Source organism: Sporocytophaga sp. (genome assembly GCF_017745095.1).
In the GTDB taxonomy this organism is placed as follows: domain Bacteria; phylum Bacteroidota; class Bacteroidia; order Cytophagales; family Cytophagaceae; genus Sporocytophaga.
Genome location: NZ_JAGHZZ010000018.1, coordinates 139,479 through 158,274 on the forward strand (window position 1 = coordinate 139,479; position 18,796 = coordinate 158,274).

Sequence of the window (18,796 nt, forward strand, 5' to 3'; positions counted from 1 at the left end):
AAGTTCGGATTTCTTCCTCTAATTCAATAACTTGCATCCTTAACCTGACGGCTATGGTTTGCAACGAGGATTTCCGAGAATGGCGATTGTATCGCCATCTCAAATAACACTCACCTTTACCAGCCCCTTTCTTCCTGCATAATCCCTGGCGCTGCTGTGTAAATAATATTCCGGATTCTCCACCAATCCAGCTCGAACTGGATTATTATGTATGTAATTTATCTTTTCCATTATATCAATACTGGCTAGTTCAATAGCATGATTGCTATCCATCCATATTTTATAATTTTCAGCTCGTCTAGTTCTCTTTGCTTCAAAAGAAAACTTATCTTTCAACCATTCAGATCTGCTCTCATTAATAGAATCCATAGTTGTAATAAACTTCTTTGATGTATATTTCTTAAAATCTCTGAGAAACGAAGACATATCCCCTGGTGGCGAAGCTTTTAATGCCAAATGTATATGATTACTCATTATCACCCAAGCATAAATTGTAACATGCTTTTCCCTGGAACAATAATTTAAAGAATCAACAATGATATCACGGTAGTCTTTTCTGGTAAATAAATCTATCCATTTTATTACTGTACAGGTAATAAAATAAGGAACATGTTGATCAGAAATGAAGTATCTGTCTCCTGCCATAGCTGTAAAAAATTATTTGGTTGAATTGCAAAAGTAATAAAATAAATAGCGATACAATCGCTATTCTCGGAAATCCTCGTTGCAAACGAGGACTATTGGGGTTTTCTCTGCAAAAAAAGGAGCTCTTCCTCCGTCTTCGTCAGTAGTATAGGAGCCTGCATGCATATAAAATCCAAGTGAGATCTTTGAAATTAATTCGCTCTTTTTAGTGAATGTACAGAAATACATTTCTGATCCTTCTTCTTCTTCTCTGCCCCAAACGACTCCTACATATTTCTGAGCTTTAACAACCACATTGCTTATATAGATTATATTAGACTCCAGAAAATTATCTATTGACTCTACCTCAATAGTATCACCGTCCCAAATATTCGTAACATATACGTCTTTCTTTCCTCCTAAAAAAAACTTCCTGACAAGTAAGTTACTTACTGTTTCATCACCAGGGTATCCATCCCGACTTTGATTAACATCAAAACTATAGCTTTCAATATTTGATTTAGCTTCTTCCGAATACTTTGTGCAAAAAGGTAAACTATCAACTTCATAACTTTTAATAAGACTTAAAAAATCATTATCACTCTGAGCCTGGGCATTTGTAGTGGTGATTATTATAAATAAGATTCCGATAAGGATTAATGTGTGTTTCATATTAATTACTGTTATCACTCAAATACAGACTATAATAAAACTCTTTTTAGTATTGGATCATAACACCAATTTTTGCTTTTTCCATTTTATTATCATGAGTTTTTAAAACTACATAATACCATTTTTCATCATCCACATCCACGGTAAACAAATCTCCTTGTTTTCTTTTCCGAACTGCCGAATCAAATTCGTCAACAAATATCCCTTTATAAAACCAATCCAGCTCCCCCGTCTGATTGCTGTCCATATTATAGTCTTTAACCAGTGTTCCAAAATAGTCACCGTTGTTGTATCGATCTATTATTACTGTTCTTAGTGAATCTATCTTTTCTTTGGAAAGCGTTCCTCTGCCATCGAGGAAAACGTATTTCACTTTACAAAGCTCTTCTTCCCGTTCTTCCAGGATCTTAATCAGGTAAGTTGGTCCTTGTGGTATATATTGTTTTTTAAGGATATCCCCTACATTAGCTTTAACGATATCCGGAAACTCACTGCTATCAGATTCCAATGTAAGGTCAGTAGAAATAGTCCATTTCGGATGCTGAGCACGTAATTGATCTATTTGATCTAAACTATTTATTTTCGTTAAAGCTTTCTTAGCTTCATTAAAGGATTGTCCATTCAAATTGAGTGTAATAAAAATTGATACTACCAGAATTGCAAAAGTTTTCATTAGTTGTGATAAGCTTGTTTGTTTGAAGACTGTCCTCCAAATGACTTTTACTTATACATACTAATTTACAATATTTTCCAAAGCTATAGAAACTCCGGCTACCTCATAGCTTGGTATTTCAAGCTTCAACTTTGACCTTTAAGCTTTTAACTTTAAACTTTTTTTCTATCTTTGCGATTCATATAAAACAAAACAATATAGACCAGACACCAGACTAAAAACTTTTACATATAAAAATATTGCGTTAGCCTATTCTTTCTCCTAAAACCGGCGAAAAATTTAAGAATAAAAGAATAGCTAGTGTTCCGCTATTGCGTGGACTTAGCTATTTTATTCGGGTTTCCTTCGCCGGTACCTAGGAGTTGTAGCTAATGTTCCACGCAATATTTTTTTGTTTAAACTAAACCGCTTTTGGAACGAAGCACTAAAACAACCAAAACAACTATGGGGAAAAATCAGGAAAACCAACAGACAATTGTCCTGAAAGAAGACACTGTTCTCAACCAGCAAATCATCGACCAGCTCGACGAACTACTTCAGCTAGTTCCTCCGCAGGAATTGATGCAAACAGTGATCTATGTCTTTTTTATGTACATCTATTATGCTGAAAACGACGTCTACGACTCTGATCTCAAAGTAACATCAGAGAACTTTTATCTGCTGTATGATTTTTTAACACATGCAGATAATGAAATGAGGAAAGCAGGGTAATTTGAATGTAGTGCATCTGGCGATGCGAATGAGGATTTGAATTATTTGAAAGTGGTCTCTGACCTGCGAATAAGTATGGTGCAGGTCAGAGATTTTTTTTATTTGTAAAGGAAAATTTATAGTTTATAATAAACACCAAAACTTAATCCGGGATTATATAGATATGATTTTATCGGACCATCATATTTGCTTATTCGTGTTAGACTCCTTCTGAATATTGGCTCTACACGAACAAACATTCTGGATGTAACAGGCAGATCCAAGCCTAAGGAACCCAATACGCTTACCCCAATTTTTTGAGTATTATCTATATAAATTAGATTTGGAATATTGGTTTGAAGTTTAGTATGATGCTTTAATAAAAAATTAGCAGCAAGTCCTCCCGCTAAAAATATCTGTATTTTCCTTTTTCTAAGAACATAAAAGTTAGCCTTTATTGGGAGATCAATATAATGAAGTACTGAAGTTGATTTTATATATCCTCCTGCAAAAACAGAGTCAAAGCTTTGTATATTAATTTCAGATTTGCTCCCTTTATTTGAATAAAAAACTCCTGTTTCGATAGCTATTTTATCATTAAAACGATATATTAAATCTACCCCTAAAGTGTACCCCAATTTTGGCTTACCCTCCTTTTCCAATGACTTTCTTAAATCTTTTCTTCCTCCGGTTACGTCTAGATCGGACCTGTCGAGCGAACCATTTAAACCTAGATAGAACCCTTTATTTTGTGATTGAGCTTCAGATATTGAAACAAATGAAAGAATGAATAACAGGGAACAGATAATTGATTTTTTCATATTTTAATTAAAAAGTTAATTTTATTCGGATTGGGCAAAATAATAATTTGTATAAAAACTAATATTTGTCCTGTGACCAAATTATTAGTACAAATTAATAAACTTATTTGACACAATAGCCTTCTTGTAAAGAAAAGGCATTAAAACGATTAAAAAATAAACATTCTCCTTTTGGCTTTTATTTTAAGGTATCTAGTTATCAGATAAATTTCACCCTGAATTTCCCTTCTATCACAAATTAACTCATTACAATTCGCACCAGTTAATATTTAACCATAAGCTTTTATAGGTCCTTTGCGAGTCAAAATTTTCACCAAAAATATTTCCCACACTTGTCCAAATCGTACTGCGGCAGTACGATTTCGTAGCTCCGAGGTACTTCGTCGGACCCCTGAGCTTCGACGACGTAGTTCCGAGGTACTAAAGAGCACTTCCGAGGTTCAACGACGTAGTTCCAAGGTCCTCAGTCGGACCTCTGAGGTTCAACGACGGACTTCAGAGGTGCTATATCGGACTTCCAAGGTTCGACGATGAAGTTCCGAAGTACTAAAGAGTAGATCCGAACTACAAAATAGTAGTTACGAACTGCTAAAGAGTAGATCCGAAGTGCTAAAAATCTTTCTTTAATTGTCTGCCAAAAGATGCCGCTGCTTGATGAAAGATATCTGGGAAACTAATCCTAAATTTGGATAAAGAATTAGTTAAATATATGATACAATATTCCGGTTGGGCCATAATAAGAGAATCTTATAATGAAGAAGGCGAAGACGAAAACAAACTAAGAGAGCTTGTCCAGGAAATCAGGAAAAAGATGATAGAAATCAAAACTTGCAATGAGTTTTTGGACCAGAGATATATGAATGGCGCCATTCACTTAACAATCCAGGGAAATCATAACCATAGAAACAACCAACTAATTGATTTTTTTATATGGGTTGCCAGCATTGCCATTGGTTCTTATGGACTCTTATATGTACACGACGATGAGGACGACCGGGGAAATCACAACAAATTTATGGTATTCAGGATGGCAAAAGGAAAAGTTAACGAACTTGAAGACATCTTTTTGTCTCCTTATTATCCAACAGTTGAAGATGAAAAACGTTCATAATTAAAATCTAATTTTCAGCATAACCCATGACAACCAAACAAGCCAGACAACTCATTCAACTTTTAACAGGTAAAGGAGTGCATTTCATAACCGGACTGGAAGATGATGAAGTCTTACAAATAGAAATAAAATTCAGTTTAGAATTTCCACCTGACTTAAGACTGTTTTTACAAACCGCCTTACCCATTTCCGACAAATTTTTAAACTGGAGACTTGGACTAACGTCGAAGGAAGAAGCAGACAAAATTTCTGACCGACTTGATTGGCCATTAAATGGAATGCTGTTCGATTTGAAAGAAAATGATTTTTGGTTTGACAGTTGGGGTACAAAGCCCAAAAATTTTGAGGAGCAGGTTGCAATTGCCAATCAGCATTATTTGACTTATCCTAAATTAATACCAATTTATTCGCATCGTTACATTCCTGCGCATCCAAAAGAAAATGGAAACCCTGTGTTTTCTGTTTATCAAATGGATATCATCTATTATGGTTATGATCTGGCAACTTATTTTGCCCATGAATTTAACTTTAGTTTATCAGAAGACTTTGAACCGTTAACAGAACCGAAGAAAATAATTGATTTCTGGAGTGAATGTAATTAACAATCACTCCTGCTCCACTACAGGCCACGGAATAGGATCCGAACTACTGAAGAAACTTTCAAAGGTCTTCAAGATAACCTTCACCATTCTTAAATGAAATCTGTTCTATAGTAATGGGCTTGGAACAACTAAAAAAATAAAGATGCTAAAAGGCCTGATAACATTTTATTCATGATCGTATTTATAAAAACCAAATCCACTTAATTATCATTTTAAAACCTTGCATCGCCTTCAGCCGCTACCAAAGAAGGCTTTCCACCTTCCTCTCACAGCTTAAATCTTACACAAGAATAGTTCCACAAATCAACTAACCCAATCAATCCCGATTCAAACAATTTAGCAGCAATTAAATTGAGGTTTTCAGATCTACCTGAGAGTAGATATACAACATTGGCATTTTTATTGATTCACCCCTAAGCGTGTTTTTTTATTCTAGAGACTATGTGATATTTTAATCGAATCATTTCAACTGCTAACTATGAAAAAAGACTTTATCTTTATCCTTTTTTTATTTTTCATTCCTGCTCTATCTTTTGCTCAGGAAAACACTATAAACAGGGCATTCCTGGGAGTAAATGGAAACTACTTTGTTCCTATCTTCGGATTTCAAAGAGAAAATTATAAAGCAGGCCCGGGCATTTCCTTTTCTTATCTTTCAAAAAAACTTCCTGTATTTAAACAGCTCCCCTACTCTTTGAGAATTGGAGCTAATGCAGGAGTATCAGGACTGGGTTCTCGAGATTTTAACCTTACGGCTCACGATAGTCTGCGAAGTGTTCAGCGTTTCTATAATACTTTTTCCTACTTCACGCTCCTTGGGAAATTTACTTTTGAAAAAAAACAAATATTCAAACCATACCTGGAACTTAGCTTCGGACTGGGCAACTTCTCATCACATGAAAGCATATCTAGAAACTTGATTCCTTCTTTCTATAGTAAGTCCAGAGGTAATTATCAGGAGAACATGTCTATTTTCGGAATATCGGCCGGATATCTGATTCAAGTTACCGAATGGTTTATGGTTGATGCAAAAATAACTTTCTACCAGGGCACGAAAAAAACTGCTTTCACCGATCTTGATCATTTTTCATATTCAACGCCCTATTATTATCACACCAAAAGAGAAGCTGTACCTTCTTTAATTTCTGCACAGCTGGGGCTTTTATTCAGACTGCCAAGGGTAAGTATATCTATGAGTCCGCCAGAACCAACTGAGCGACCTTCCAAATCAACGCCTAAAATAAGACTTATAAAACCTCAAGAAAATAAAAACGGCGAGCTGGTACCTGGAAAGGAATCCACTCCCCAAAAGCCAAAGGAATCAAAGTCTTTTTATGGCCCGAAAAAGAGACAATGAAAACTAAATTGGGATTTATAGGATGAGGGGACAGACAGGAATATTTCTTCAGTAGAAAGAAAGATTTATCCAGTTACATCAGTTAAGTTTCTAACATAACTGATGTAACCACTTTTCATCAAACTTCTTTCTTAATCAAAGGTAATCCTGTTTATCCTGTTACCCATAAATCCCAGTTCAGACAATTGACAGACACAGGACTATTTTTCATATCTCATAATCCCTATTAATCCCAATCTAAAACGATCAGTTTATACCTTCTTTACCGGAGGTATCGTCCACTTGTTATTAATGATTGATTTATCCGGCCAGTAAAATCTGAACATAAGTATAAAATCTCCTTTGGGAGCAGGAAGCCAATTGTTTTCTTTTTCCTTTCCAGGATACTCCTGCTGTATGTATAAATCCAGAGATCCATCTTTATTGTAAATGAAATCAAATCTTGAGCTTAGTGTATAACGGTTTATTTCATTGTCAACAAAAAAGTAGCTGGAATCATACATTGTAAGCGACCAAAATCCTTTTACAGGAGGGAACTGATCTTTCTCAAAATGGATGACATATTTATTGCTACCATTGAATATGTCTCCATTCGCATCTCCCTTTCCTACGGGATAAATAGCATCCTCCGGTCTGTTTGCTCCTAATCCGATTGCCGTCACTAAAGCACGTAGCAGATATTGAGTTCCATATTCTCCAGTCTGTTTTGTTACAGACCAACCATCAATTAACTGAGTTGCATCTTTGAGATAACCTATTATCTCCTTCTGAGCTATAGAAGGAATCTCTTTCAGCTCCTGAGTTGTTATATCTGTGAGATTATTTATATCAAATTCACCTCCGGGAACTATTCCCAGTTTGGTTAATATCTTTGTGGCCGAAGTATCATCCTTTGAAGGCGGATTATTTTCCAGCATCTTAGTAAAGATGTTAAAGTAATCCTGAACAGAGAGCGCATCCACCTGATCTCTTACAGCTTTTTCCATGTTTACCGAAGGATCAACTTTGCCTGATGGAGCTTTATATTGTTTCCCATAAAAACTTAAAGGTGTCAATATTAACTGATCCTGAAGTTCGTGTACCTCATTGATGTCTTCCTCGGTGCCACTGCAATATATCCTTCCTAATATCCATACAATATTGGTAGGAGCCTTTATTTCTTTTACATTATCCGGTAATGTTCCACTCCATCCCGGACCAGTTAAGGCATAAGTATGTGCATCAGTACCGGTAGTTCTGGTACCAGGAACTGCAAATACATTTGTCCATGCGCTTAACATTGGCAACATAAAATAACGGCCATTAAAATCGGGAACTTGCAAAATATAAGGTTCATTAGAAAGATCTAACCAGGCTAAAGTATAAAGTGTATCGGCATTGGGAGCTGTTACTTCTTTATCTTCTGAAGTCGGATATTCTCTAAGTTTTGCAAATTGCCCCATAGGAGCAAATTTTCCGTTTGATGTTTCTGTATTGGTCATTATTCTCCTTGTCATTTCCATAGTGACAAGTGGGTAAGCATATATGTATAAATCTTTGATTATATCCTTACTCGTCTCAGCAAGCCTTGCTTTTTCTGCCTGAGCTACTTCATTCCTATTCCCTTCCATCTTAGCTTGTAAGTTTCTTTATAAGGTCATAACATAAGGACAAAAACTGTTGTTCCAACACAATTCTGAACAGAGATTTATGAGATAAGGAGATAGACAGGATTATCAATACAGCAAGTGGAAAGATTTAAAGATTACAGGAATTTATAATTGAAGCCTAATTGACAGTATATATGCAGCTAACTTTCATAAAACTTTTTTCTAAATTAAAGATAATCCTGTCTATACTTTAATCCCATGAATCCCAGTTCAGAATATCCTTTAGATTAATGGTACAGGTCACCCTGGAAATGATCAATCCTGATATTCCGTAAACACACCTCTTTCCATTTTCACCCCAAGTTGTTGCATAAATTCTGCAGGATTGAAATTTTTCCTTTTATACTCCTCCTGAACGGCACTTTTGGCGCTGATTAAATAATTTTGATTTTCCCAGGTTGCAATTGTTATAAGAATCAAATTGCCATTCTCATCCCTTTGCGTGTACATTTCGTCTTTGATGAAACCTGGAAGATTTTTTATGAAGCTTCGGTTATAGCTCGTCTTTTTAATAAACTGTTCAACTGAGCTTTCCGGAATAAAGAATTTATCAATAAATATCTGCTTTGTCATGTTACTGTTCTGTTTTTGTGTCTGATTTTTAGTTGTTTCTTTTGCCTGTCCATTACAAAAGGTGGACATCATTAATGCAAGAGATAAAACATGGAATACCTTTTTCATTCGCCTTATATTTTAATTACTTAAACAAAGGTACTCTGATGACACTAGCAGAAATTGTAAAAAATCATTGATTTACCATAATGGTGTAGATTTAAAAAAAACAGAAGGTGTTTGCCCGGTAAACAATTTAAATTCTTTATTAAAATGCGCTTGATCGAAATATCCTGATTCATAAGCGAGATCAGTGAGACTGTTAAACTCTTTACCTTTTTCAATCACTGATTTCATTCGGACAATATTGGAAAATTGTTTTGGTGTAGTTCCGATAGTGCGTCGAAATCTTTTTTCAAACGCATCACGACTGATATTTAAAGTTTCAAGAAGCTCCTTTATTCTCATGTTACAAGGATCTTTTCTAATCTTCTCTACTGCGTGAAAAACCAACGCGTCAAACTTTTGATTTCTTATTTTTAAAATCAACATTCGTTCAACAATGGATATTCTTTCTGCATTATCCGATGCATAATGCAACTGTTCACAAACCTCATTGGAGTTTATATAATTCTTTAAACTGTCGAGAGGTACACTTATCTCTACTAATTCATGCAAAGGCTCTTCAAAAAAGGCAGCAACGCCACCAGGTTCAAATGCAATAAGAACATTTCCCGAATCCGAACTATACCTTACATTTCTATGGGTATGCCTTAATCCGGAAAGGATAGCTCCGGGCAATTTATTGTCATTGATAGAAACGCTTCCTTTATATCTTATTGACATAACCATGGAAGTATCTGGAAGAATTAAGTTCTCAGTTTCTTCTTTACTTTCAATGATTATATAACCTTTTATAAAAGGCTTCAGACTTTCGGTGGGGCTATAGCGCTGAATATTCATCAATGCTGTGATTCACTATTAGAATTTTATATACTACTTTTGCTTAACTATAATCAAATTAACAATTTTATCTGAGAATAGAAATCAAATCTGATATATTAATTCACACTAACAGAACTGGGATTTATGGCATGAGGAGATATACAGGATTAGCTACTAATAGTCGGAACTGGGATTTGTAGGATTATGAGATACACTGGATAATTTTTGTATAGATGGAAAGATTTATTGAATTACAAAACTTTATAATTGAAGCCTAATTGGCAGTATCTGTTGTCTCTTTTCACAAAACTTACTTCTTAATCAATGATAATCCTGCCTATCCTATTAGCCAATAAATCCCAGATCAGGCAATTAGTGGATAGACCAGATTATCTTTGATTAGGTCATTAATCTCCTCGCTTGTTTCTATGAAAAAAAGAAAAGATGATATTCAACCTAACTCATTTTTTTAGATAGGTTTTAAAGTTGCTGTCCATTAGTGGCCTGTCGGGGGACAGGCCATAGAAAGGGCTTCATCTCACCAAGAAGATTCTTCAAAAGCTTATCTAGTCAAAACTATCTTTCGGGTAATTGACTGTGAACCGCAAGAATACTTGAATAAATACATACCCTGCTGATGAGCATTACCATTCCATGAGAAGTATACGGATTGACCTTCTGTTACATTGTCATCCAGTATAGTTTGTATCAATGAGCCATCCATCTTATAGATTTCTGCTTTAGCTATTCCATTATCTTTACTTAAAATAGAGAAGTTGAAATAATCAGGCGATGGATTAGGGTAAGCTTCTATATTTGTAGATTCTGAATTATCAAGAATTTCACCCTTTCTTGCAGAATAAGAGAAAACAGAAGAATCTTTAACTGTAATATGAATAGTTAGTGGAGTACCAGCTGTCCCTCCTCCTCCTGCGGAAGAGTAAGGTATAGCTGTTAACTCATATACACCGGTACTTAGAGGCCATATATTATAATCGCCATCTGTATCACCTGCCAATGAATAAGGTGGCTGATTCTCTGTTCTGTATATACCTCCATTCAATTTAAACACAACGCTTCCAGGCATGCTTATGGAATTGTAACGTATATTTATTTGTGGAGTTTCAGAAGTGAAAATATAGTCACCGTCTTTTAACCATGCAATATCAGTATCTGAGTTTGCATTAACCAAAGTAAAATAAGGAACGTTACCTAAAGGCTTATTTGGATTGTAACTCCATAACTTCAGATCCCGGACACCAGGATATATATATGGGTTTGTCGTGAAATAAATATTTTCGCCTGCAGGAGTTATGTTTCCTGAATATTCAAATGAGGTACCAAAAAGAGATCTTAAGGATTTTGTATTCTCTGGTGTCAGATCACTTTGAAAAAGTTCATCTTCTAAATCGCCACCCGGAAGCGGTATCAGATCATTAAAGAAAAGGAACTTCCCTGTTGTTGCAGGCTTTGCTAAGCTTGAATAAGGTCCGAAATTATGAAAGTAAATTGTGCCTTCTTCTGTTCCATCTGTTTTAATAAATGGATTCTGAAAGTTATTGTTATTTATGGAAGTAATGGCTAGTTTATCTTTCACCTGAAAAAACGGTGAAATCGCATCATCAAAAAAAAGTGCAGTAATTTCAACGGTGCCATTTATAGTACCATCACTTGTCCATAAGGTTACATACTCATTGTTCCAGGTATTCAAGAAAATTAATTTTCCATTCAAGGAAGTGAATTGTCCTATTGAATAAGAAGTATATTCATCTTCATACGTATAAAGTAAGTTCGTTCCTGCAGTAGTACCATTACTTATCCATAACTCTACACCGGTATCACTAATGCTTTGTTCTAGTTTATAATGCCTTGCAAAATAAATGGAACCATTGACATCTTTGAGTCCAAGTCCGTTATAATAAACATCAGTGAAAGGTAAATCCACAGCAAGGACAGTCCCTGATTCTGTTCCATTGGTTTTCCATATATTAATCCCCCCAGGTCCTGCAAAAGCTGTAAAATATAAAATATTAGAAGATACAATAATATCATAATAAGCTATACCATTTCCTGATCCTGGTACAATATCTTTCACCATAGAAAGGCTATTGGAAAGATTGAGTTTCCAAAGTTCATATCCGTGAATACCATCATCGATGCCCAGATACAAATTATTGTTATATACAACAAATGGGTTAATTTGTGCATAAGCTGCAACTTTTGTAGTATTTGCACCAGTTCCATTAGTTCTCCACAAAGCTGTTTTCCCATCAGCCTGTTGTGTTGTAAAATAGATAAAAGTGCCTAGCCTGAAATTGGTAAGTCTTACAAATGGTTCTCCGGTCTTTTTAATGAAATAAGTTCCGGATGTAGACCCATCGGAAGTCCAAAGGGAATCTCCACTGGTAAAAAAGAGTCTCCCTTCTGAACTAACAAAATTGATACTACCTGATGGGATAGATTTTAATAAAGTAGGCTGAGCAAGTGCGATTCCGAAAAAAGAACAACTAAAAAGAATTACTAACTGAGTGATTTTTAAAGTCTTTTTCATAATAAAAGTAGTTAGGTTAAAATTGATTTTATTATATCCACAAATTCCTACTTCACTAAGATAATTTTCTTGATCATCTGCTGTGTCCCACAAGAAAACTTGCACAGATACATCCCTTGTTGCTGTGTACCTCCATTCCATATGAAGTTTAAAGATTGGCCTTTGGAAACATTGCCTTCCAGTATAGTTTGTACCAATGAGCCATCCATCTTATAGATTTCGGCTTTAGCTATTCCATTTTCTTTACTTAGAAGCGAAAAGGTAAAGTAATCAGTAGAAGGATTAGGATAGGCTTCCAGGCTCACAGGTTCTGGATTATCAGATATTGCACTCATTCTTGCAGGAGGCGTATAAACAGAAGAATCTCTAACAGTAAAATGAATAGACAGCGGAGTACCTGCAATCCCTCCTCCGCCTGAAGAAGAATAAGGTGTGGCAGTTAATTCATATACTCCGGAACTTAGAGACAACACATTATAATCGCCATCTGTATCACCAGCTAATGCATAAGGAGATTGATTCTCTGTTCTATAGATACCACCATTCAGTTTAAATACAACGCTTCCTGGAGTCGAAACGGGGTTGTAGCGGATGTTCACATCGGGAGTTTCAGATTTAATTACATAATCACCATCCTTAAGCCAGGCAATATCTGTGTCATTACCTGCGTCTACCAAGGTAAAGTAAGGAACATTGTTTGATGGTCTGGTAGGATTGTAAAACCACAATTTTACATCCAAAACTCGGAACGGACTATTCGAATGAGTTTCAGTAGTGAAATAAATATTTTCACCTGAAGGAGTTGCATTACCTGCATTTTTATATGAAATACCAAAAATATCTCTTAACATTCTGCTATTCTCAGGAGTGAGATCACTTTGAGAAAGCTCATCTATAGAAAATGGTGATTCACTAGCGTCATTATAAAAGAGTAGTTTTCCTGTTGAAGCTAGAGATGTTTGATGTGCAAGTAGATCAAAAGCGTGGAAATCAACAACGGTATTATTTAAACCATCTACCTTTTTTAAAGGGGTTTGAGCTCCATTATTATTTCTAGATGTGAAAGTAAGGTTTTCTTTGACTTGGTATAAAGCTGTATAGTCCTCGTCCTGAAAATAGTGTACACCTTTCGTACCACTAACTGTTCCATCACTATACATTACTGATGCCCAATTAAGATCTCTCTCAAACGAAAAATATAATTTATTATTAAAAGAGGTCATGTAACGAATATCATATTGATAATAGTCGCTGGAATCTTTCAATAGTCTATAGGTTCCTGCGTTAGTTCCATTGCTAACCCACAATTCCGCTACATTATAATTTGTATTGGTATTAAAATATTCTCTGGAAAAAAATATTTTTCCGTTGACATCTTCAAGCTGAAGATAATTATTATAAAGGTCTGTAAATGTCAGGTCCACAGCAAGGAGTGTTCCTGGTTCTGTTCCATTGCTTTTCCAAATATTTATACCTCCAGGCCCTGCTAAGGCAGCAAAATAAAGAGTATTAGATGAGATGATTATATTTCCGGTTAGTCCATTTCCCGATCCTGGTACAATATCCTTCACCATTGTCAATGTATTTGAAAGATTGATTTTCCATAATTCATACCCATGAATACCATCGTTTATTCCCAGATATAAATAGTTGTCATAAACAATATATGGGTCAATTTTAGAGTAGGCAGCAATTTTCGTAGTATTTGCGCCAGTTCCATTAGTTCTCCATAAGGCTGTTTTTCCATCTGACTGAAGAGTTGTAAAGTATATAAAAGTGCCAAGCCTGAAATTGGTAAGCCTTACAAATGATTCTCCAGTCTTTTTAATAAAATAAGTGCTGGCTGGAGTTCCATTGGATGTCCAGAGAGAGTCTGCCGTTGTAAAAAACAACCTTCCCTCTGTGCTTACAAAATTTGTACTGCCCACAGGAATGGACTTCATTAAGGTTGGTTGTGCAAAAGTAATTCCGAACAATGAACAACTTAAAATGAATAATAGCTGAATTTTTTTTTCAATTTTTCTCATAATTATAAGTAGTTACGTTAAATTATTTTGCTATAATTATACAAAATAAAGTTTCATTGCAAAATATTCCCGATAAAAAAATTCCATTCAACACTCACAAAATCAATAAAATATCTACAAAACTTCCTATACAATGATTTTACATGTAAATAATTGACCCTAATTTTAAATTAAAATTTAAATCTAATTCAATAGGTAATAAAAATCATCTTTGAGTTCAGAAAGCAAATTTTCTAGTCTCAGTGTAATAAGACTGAATGGCAGGATTCGAATTAAAGTCCTTTCTAACCACGGAGGAGAATTAAAAGAAGGAAGTATATTTCGATAATTATTTTATAATCCTTAAAGGATGGAATATTTATAGAAGGTAGGCTAGTATTGATGCGTATCATATGTTACTTGCCGGTTTTCATCTATAAACATAAGACCATTTCGAAGGCCATTTTGCACTGTATGGTGACAGGAAAAGAGGGGAATTATAAGAATTTATAGAGCATCCAACTAGCAATATTGTTGCCCAAACGACAAACAGATTCCGTCAGATTTAACCCGGGTTTAAGAAAATTGCAGCAGTAAACAACCATTGTCTTGCAATAAAGTCAGATAGTACAGTTGTAGCCTGGGGAAGAAATACAGAGAACCAATGCAACGTTCCGACAGGACTATCAAAGGTCATAGCCATTTCAGCAGGGGCATATCATTCGGTAGCATTAACAAGTGATGGTACTGTTATTTCTTGGGGAAGCAATAATAATGGACAACAAAATGTTCCGGTAGGCTTGGACAGTGTCATTGCAATTTTCTGCGCAGACTATGCCACCTTTGTACTTAAGAGCAACGGAAGACTGGAAGCCTGGGTAGGTTGGGAAAAAAATACAGGCGGCCAGTTAATGTGGAATATGTTCCGGAGGAAACACCGGTATTTTAGCATGTGATATTACTTCTATAGAGGAAACATCAAACACATCAATTAAATATTTCCCAAATCCATTCTCTTCAAACATCAGATTGGAAGCAACAGAATCGTTCACATATTTAGTTTATAACTCTTTGGGACAATTGCAGGAAACAGCAGTTTGTACAGGCGAATGTGAAGCTGGGAAAACCCTCTCTTCAGATATTTATACAATGGAAATTAAAACGAAAGATGGAAGCGAGATAAGGCAGATCATCAAACAATAAAAATCTAAATTGTAAAATAAGAAGAGGCGGTCTCAAAAGGGCCCGCTTCATTTTTTTCAATATAAACAGACTTCTCAATTATATTAAGGGACTGTTGAAAATCGGGACTTACTAAAGCTAAGAGAATACATTGTTTATTTGTGATCATTGAATTATGACTATGAGATATAGCCTATAATTTTTCCTGAATAGACCTAAGTATAATTTTTAATCCTTAAAGCCTCATTTGTCAATACACCTCAAAATGACTACATTAGTAAATATTTTATAAACAAAATAATACATACCCGCCAAGTATAAAAACAATTTACCAGCAAGTATTATATCATTACAAACAGATGAATTATAAAGAAATTTTTGATAGTGCACCTACTCCACTCATAGTTTTAAATGATAATGGAACCATTTGGTTAATGAATGAAAGAGCTCAGACATTTCTGGGAATAACCAACAACACCTTACAAGGAACAGATTTTATCAAATTAATTGATCAATCAAATGATTCATTTGAAAATTTCTATAAAGGACTGGAGACAAAAAGTATTCATTTGATCAAATCAGAAAATGGTTCCAGAATTTATACTCACCTAACTTCCACGGTGATCACATTTGAAAACAAAGAAAAGTATATACTTTGTCTTCATTCCGCAAAAAGTAATGAACAATTTGTCCATGATTTAAAAGAGCGTGTTAAGGAACAATTGGCTATCTTAAATGTAATACATGTACTTTTTCGGTATTCAGATATTGATGAAGCATTGGCGAATTGTTTACCTGCTATATGTGATGGCTGGAGGTTTCCTGAATCAACTGTTGCTCGAATTGAATTATCAGACGGGAAAATTTTTGCAACCAAAAACTTTGTCACTACTGAATGGATGATGCAAGAATCCATTGATAGTACAGAAGAAAAAATAGGAATACTTAAAGTCGGATATCTTCATGAAGTTCCTCTTTATGGAGATTCGTTTTTTTTATTTGAAGAATCAAGACTTATTACAATCCTTTCCCGAATCATTGGTCTGTTTATAAAACAGTGGAGAGTTAGTAACGCTATCAAAGAAAATGAAGAACTCATCAAAAAAATTACAAACCAATCTCCTGGTAATACTTACATGTTTGAAATAGACGAAAACGGAAACTCAAACATACTTTTTGTAAACCGGGGAACAGATGAATATAACCATTCATATGATTTGGAATATCTTGTTGAACATTCTGAACAATTAAGAGAGGTTTTATACGAAGGAGATAAAATCCGTTTTAATGATGCTATGAAGGCCGCATATCATTCGAATACTTTTTTAAGTATTCAATATAGGATATACGTTAACAATGTAATACGCTGGAGATGGCTAAAGGCCATTCCGGAAAAGACCAAAGACGGTAAAGTGATATGGTACGGCGCTAGTCATGACATTACGACTATGGCTAACTATATCAATACCACCGAACAAATATTATTTGACATCTCACACGTCATTCGCAGACCAATCGCCTCCATTTTAGGGCTTACTAATCTTGTAGAGAACACTTATTTTTCCGAAGATGAATTGCGTGAAATATCAGGAAAGCTACATATTGTTGCAAATGAATTGGATAAATTTTTACATGAATTAAATCATATTTATTATAATAAAAGAGAAGCAAGCGCTGCATTAAATTTTGATTTCAGTCCAATGATTGATAAAAGGAGTTATTTATTCCGTCAATCGTATAAATCACCATCAGATAATCAAATAGATTTTGGTGAGTTATAAGAGTCTTCCTGATCTGTCAAAGAAAAGGCCACGAAGGAGAAGATAGATAAGAATATTTCTTCTAATAGTCCTAGATTCTAGAATGGAAATTGTATCACTATTGCTACTATACCTGTCTTTTAAGGCAACTAAGACCTCATCAAGGTTTACCCCTAAAGTGCGTATTTAATTTGATTTGGAAGCTTTTATAACCAAATGAATTAATAGAAAAACAACTTTTCAGGGAAAGCCCATGAATAATTGCATGTCAATTAAAATTTCACATTGTATTATATCCAGCAGCGATCATGTAATATTCTACTCACAATCATGCTTTTCTTATTTCTTAAAATTACCTAATTTGAATGCTTAAAATCTTTTCTATGCGAGTCATTATTACCATTTTTTTATTTTTAGTAATACTACAAGGTTATTGTCAAAATATAGATTCATTACTTTATAATTCTAAATATGAAAAAAATATATTCACTTCATATTCAGCCGGCAAAGTAGACACTTTGGGTATTTTCTTAGCACCTTCTCAAGACCTTAGATCTGTAGATGTTACTAATCAAAAAATTACATCTTTATATAAGAAACTGGATGCTTTAGGTATCTCAGGTTTACATGAGGCAAAAAAAGTAAAGTTAATATTCAAAACAGTTCATACAGACTTCCTGAAAAACTACCAGATATCAACCACTCTGAGTGAAATATTTGATAACGGAACATATAATTGTGTTTCGGCATCTGCTTTATATGCTCTGGTTTTTTCTCATTACCATATTCCGTTTCAGATAAAAGAAAAACCTACTCATGTTTATCTTGTGGCTTATCCTGATAATCTTAACATTTTAGTTGAGTCCACACTTCCTGGAATTGGTTATGTTCTTCCTACAACCGAAGAGAAAAAAAATTATGTAAATCAATTGGTAACATTAAAATTTCTCAGCAGGGATTATGTAAATCAAGTCGGCATAGACAAAGCGTACAATGAGTTTTTTTATAAAGAAGATGAATCTATCTCTATTCAAAACCTGGCTGGCATTCAATACTACAATGAAGCCGTTGAAACGATTGATAATAAAGAATATGAAAAGGCATATTTGAATACCTATAAAGCGGATATACTTTATCCTTCTAAAAAAAACAAATTTCTTAAGATTAGTCTTTTAGGGGAAATATTGAACAATGTAAACTTTACTCAAACCATTCATTTTTATTATCTAGCTGAGTATACCAACCATGCCAAAACGGAAGGAGCCAACAGGGATAGTAAAGGAATATTTGGTTCGAACATGTACAAATACCTTGTGGAACGACAAGACACTACTTTTTTAAGAAAGTCATTTGAAGTTTTCTCGCAAAGCATTACTGATACTATATTCAAAAGTGAAGTCACTCAGTTTTACTATGCAGAACTTGGCAAATATTTCTATAACCATGGGTATACTGACGAAGCAATAGGATGTGCCAAAAAAGTATATAGATTAAACGCTGGAAATGCAGATGCTCAGATGTTAATATCCAGTAGCCTTTTAAGGAGTTCTACAAATGGAACGGGTGGAATAAAAGAAATAAATATACTCGACGAATATTCA

At 34.6% G+C, this 18,796-nt stretch carries 18 protein-coding genes; 8 read left to right on the forward strand and 10 right to left on the reverse strand.

What is annotated here, in order from left to right; genetic code table 11:
* Positions 1-99 precede the first annotated feature (99 nt).
* Genes J7604_RS21030 through J7604_RS21040 form a run of 3 tightly spaced genes read right to left on the reverse strand, consistent with a single transcriptional unit; the run spans position 100 to position 1,969 of the window.
* Positions 100-645 (reverse strand): transposase, encoded by a 546-nt coding sequence (locus J7604_RS21030; RefSeq protein ID WP_293900369.1) that lies wholly within the window; start codon positions 643-645, stop codon positions 100-102.
* 60 nt (positions 646-705) lie between these two features.
* Positions 706-1,296, reverse strand: a complete 591-nt coding sequence (locus tag J7604_RS21035) for a hypothetical protein (protein ID WP_293900372.1) — start codon at positions 1,294-1,296, stop codon at positions 706-708.
* Positions 1,297-1,342: 46 nt separating this feature from the next.
* Complete coding sequence (locus J7604_RS21040; RefSeq protein ID WP_293900375.1) at positions 1,343-1,969, reverse strand: peptidylprolyl isomerase; 627 nt, start codon at positions 1,967-1,969, stop codon at positions 1,343-1,345.
* A gap of 411 nt (positions 1,970-2,380) precedes the next feature.
* Between J7604_RS21040 and J7604_RS21045 the strand changes: the two genes are divergently transcribed.
* On the forward strand, positions 2,381-2,680 hold the full coding sequence (locus J7604_RS21045) for a hypothetical protein (protein ID WP_293900378.1): 300 nt from the start codon (positions 2,381-2,383) through the stop codon (positions 2,678-2,680).
* Between the two features lie 116 nt (positions 2,681-2,796).
* On the opposite strand, the gene J7604_RS21050 is transcribed toward J7604_RS21045, so the two are convergent.
* Complete coding sequence (locus J7604_RS21050) at positions 2,797-3,480, reverse strand: porin family protein (protein ID WP_293900381.1); 684 nt, start codon at positions 3,478-3,480, stop codon at positions 2,797-2,799.
* Positions 3,481-4,189: 709 nt separating this feature from the next.
* On the opposite strand from J7604_RS21050, the gene J7604_RS21055 reads away from it, so the two are divergent.
* The 3 genes from J7604_RS21055 (at position 4,190) to J7604_RS21065 (ending at position 6,550) form a co-directional block, all read left to right on the forward strand.
* Positions 4,190-4,591 carry an Imm7 family immunity protein gene (locus J7604_RS21055; RefSeq protein ID WP_293900384.1) on the forward strand — a complete coding sequence of 134 codons (402 nt, stop codon included), beginning with the start codon at positions 4,190-4,192 and terminating at the stop codon, positions 4,589-4,591.
* A gap of 26 nt (positions 4,592-4,617) precedes the next feature.
* Positions 4,618-5,193 (forward strand): hypothetical protein, encoded by a 576-nt coding sequence (locus tag J7604_RS21060; RefSeq protein ID WP_293900387.1) that lies wholly within the window; start codon positions 4,618-4,620, stop codon positions 5,191-5,193.
* Positions 5,194-5,671: 478 nt separating this feature from the next.
* The gene (locus J7604_RS21065; protein ID WP_293900390.1) at positions 5,672-6,550 is read left to right on the forward strand and encodes a hypothetical protein; all 879 of its coding nucleotides are present in this window, start codon (positions 5,672-5,674) and stop codon (positions 6,548-6,550) included.
* Between the two features lie 251 nt (positions 6,551-6,801).
* Here the strand turns inward: J7604_RS21065 and J7604_RS21070 are convergent, their stop codons facing one another.
* The 5 genes from J7604_RS21070 to J7604_RS21090 all read right to left on the reverse strand — a co-directional run bounded on the left by J7604_RS21070 (position 6,802) and on the right by J7604_RS21090 (position 14,274).
* Positions 6,802-8,160 carry a DUF1254 domain-containing protein gene (locus J7604_RS21070; protein WP_293900393.1) on the reverse strand — a complete coding sequence of 453 codons (1,359 nt, stop codon included), beginning with the start codon at positions 8,158-8,160 and terminating at the stop codon, positions 6,802-6,804.
* A 294-nt stretch (positions 8,161-8,454) separates the two neighbouring features.
* Positions 8,455-8,880: a hypothetical protein gene (locus J7604_RS21075; protein WP_293900396.1), complete on the reverse strand. Its 426-nt coding sequence runs from the start codon at positions 8,878-8,880 to the stop codon at positions 8,455-8,457.
* Between the two features lie 72 nt (positions 8,881-8,952).
* The gene (locus J7604_RS21080) at positions 8,953-9,714 is read right to left on the reverse strand and encodes a helix-turn-helix transcriptional regulator (RefSeq protein ID WP_293900398.1); all 762 of its coding nucleotides are present in this window, start codon (positions 9,712-9,714) and stop codon (positions 8,953-8,955) included.
* Between the two features lie 544 nt (positions 9,715-10,258).
* Positions 10,259-12,247, reverse strand: coding sequence for a T9SS type A sorting domain-containing protein (locus J7604_RS21085; RefSeq protein ID WP_293900401.1), 1,989 nt, complete (start codon positions 12,245-12,247; stop codon positions 10,259-10,261).
* Between the two features lie 47 nt (positions 12,248-12,294).
* Complete coding sequence (locus tag J7604_RS21090) at positions 12,295-14,274, reverse strand: T9SS type A sorting domain-containing protein (protein WP_293900404.1); 1,980 nt, start codon at positions 14,272-14,274, stop codon at positions 12,295-12,297.
* A 593-nt stretch (positions 14,275-14,867) separates the two neighbouring features.
* On the opposite strand from J7604_RS21090, the gene J7604_RS27085 reads away from it, so the two are divergent.
* A complete protein-coding gene (locus J7604_RS27085; RefSeq protein WP_367113599.1) occupies positions 14,868-15,209 on the forward strand; it encodes a hypothetical protein in 342 nt (113 codons plus the stop codon).
* Here the strand turns inward: J7604_RS27085 and J7604_RS21100 are convergent.
* Positions 15,162-15,305 (reverse strand): hypothetical protein, encoded by a 144-nt coding sequence (locus tag J7604_RS21100; RefSeq protein ID WP_293900425.1) that lies wholly within the window; start codon positions 15,303-15,305, stop codon positions 15,162-15,164. The two genes, J7604_RS27085 and J7604_RS21100, sit on opposite strands and share 48 nt — an antisense overlap.
* On the opposite strand from J7604_RS21100, the gene J7604_RS21105 reads away from it, so the two are divergent.
* From J7604_RS21105 to J7604_RS21115, 3 genes are all read left to right on the forward strand, one after another.
* The gene (locus J7604_RS21105; protein WP_293900409.1) at positions 15,283-15,456 is read left to right on the forward strand and encodes a T9SS type A sorting domain-containing protein; all 174 of its coding nucleotides are present in this window, start codon (positions 15,283-15,285) and stop codon (positions 15,454-15,456) included. The genes J7604_RS21100 and J7604_RS21105 overlap by 23 nt on opposite strands.
* Positions 15,457-15,794: 338 nt before the next feature.
* Positions 15,795-17,216 (forward strand): PAS domain-containing protein, encoded by a 1,422-nt coding sequence (locus tag J7604_RS21110; RefSeq protein ID WP_293900412.1) that lies wholly within the window; start codon positions 15,795-15,797, stop codon positions 17,214-17,216.
* A gap of 362 nt (positions 17,217-17,578) precedes the next feature.
* The coding region (locus J7604_RS21115) for a hypothetical protein (RefSeq protein WP_293900416.1) at positions 17,579-18,796 on the forward strand (1,218 nt) is incomplete at its 3' end.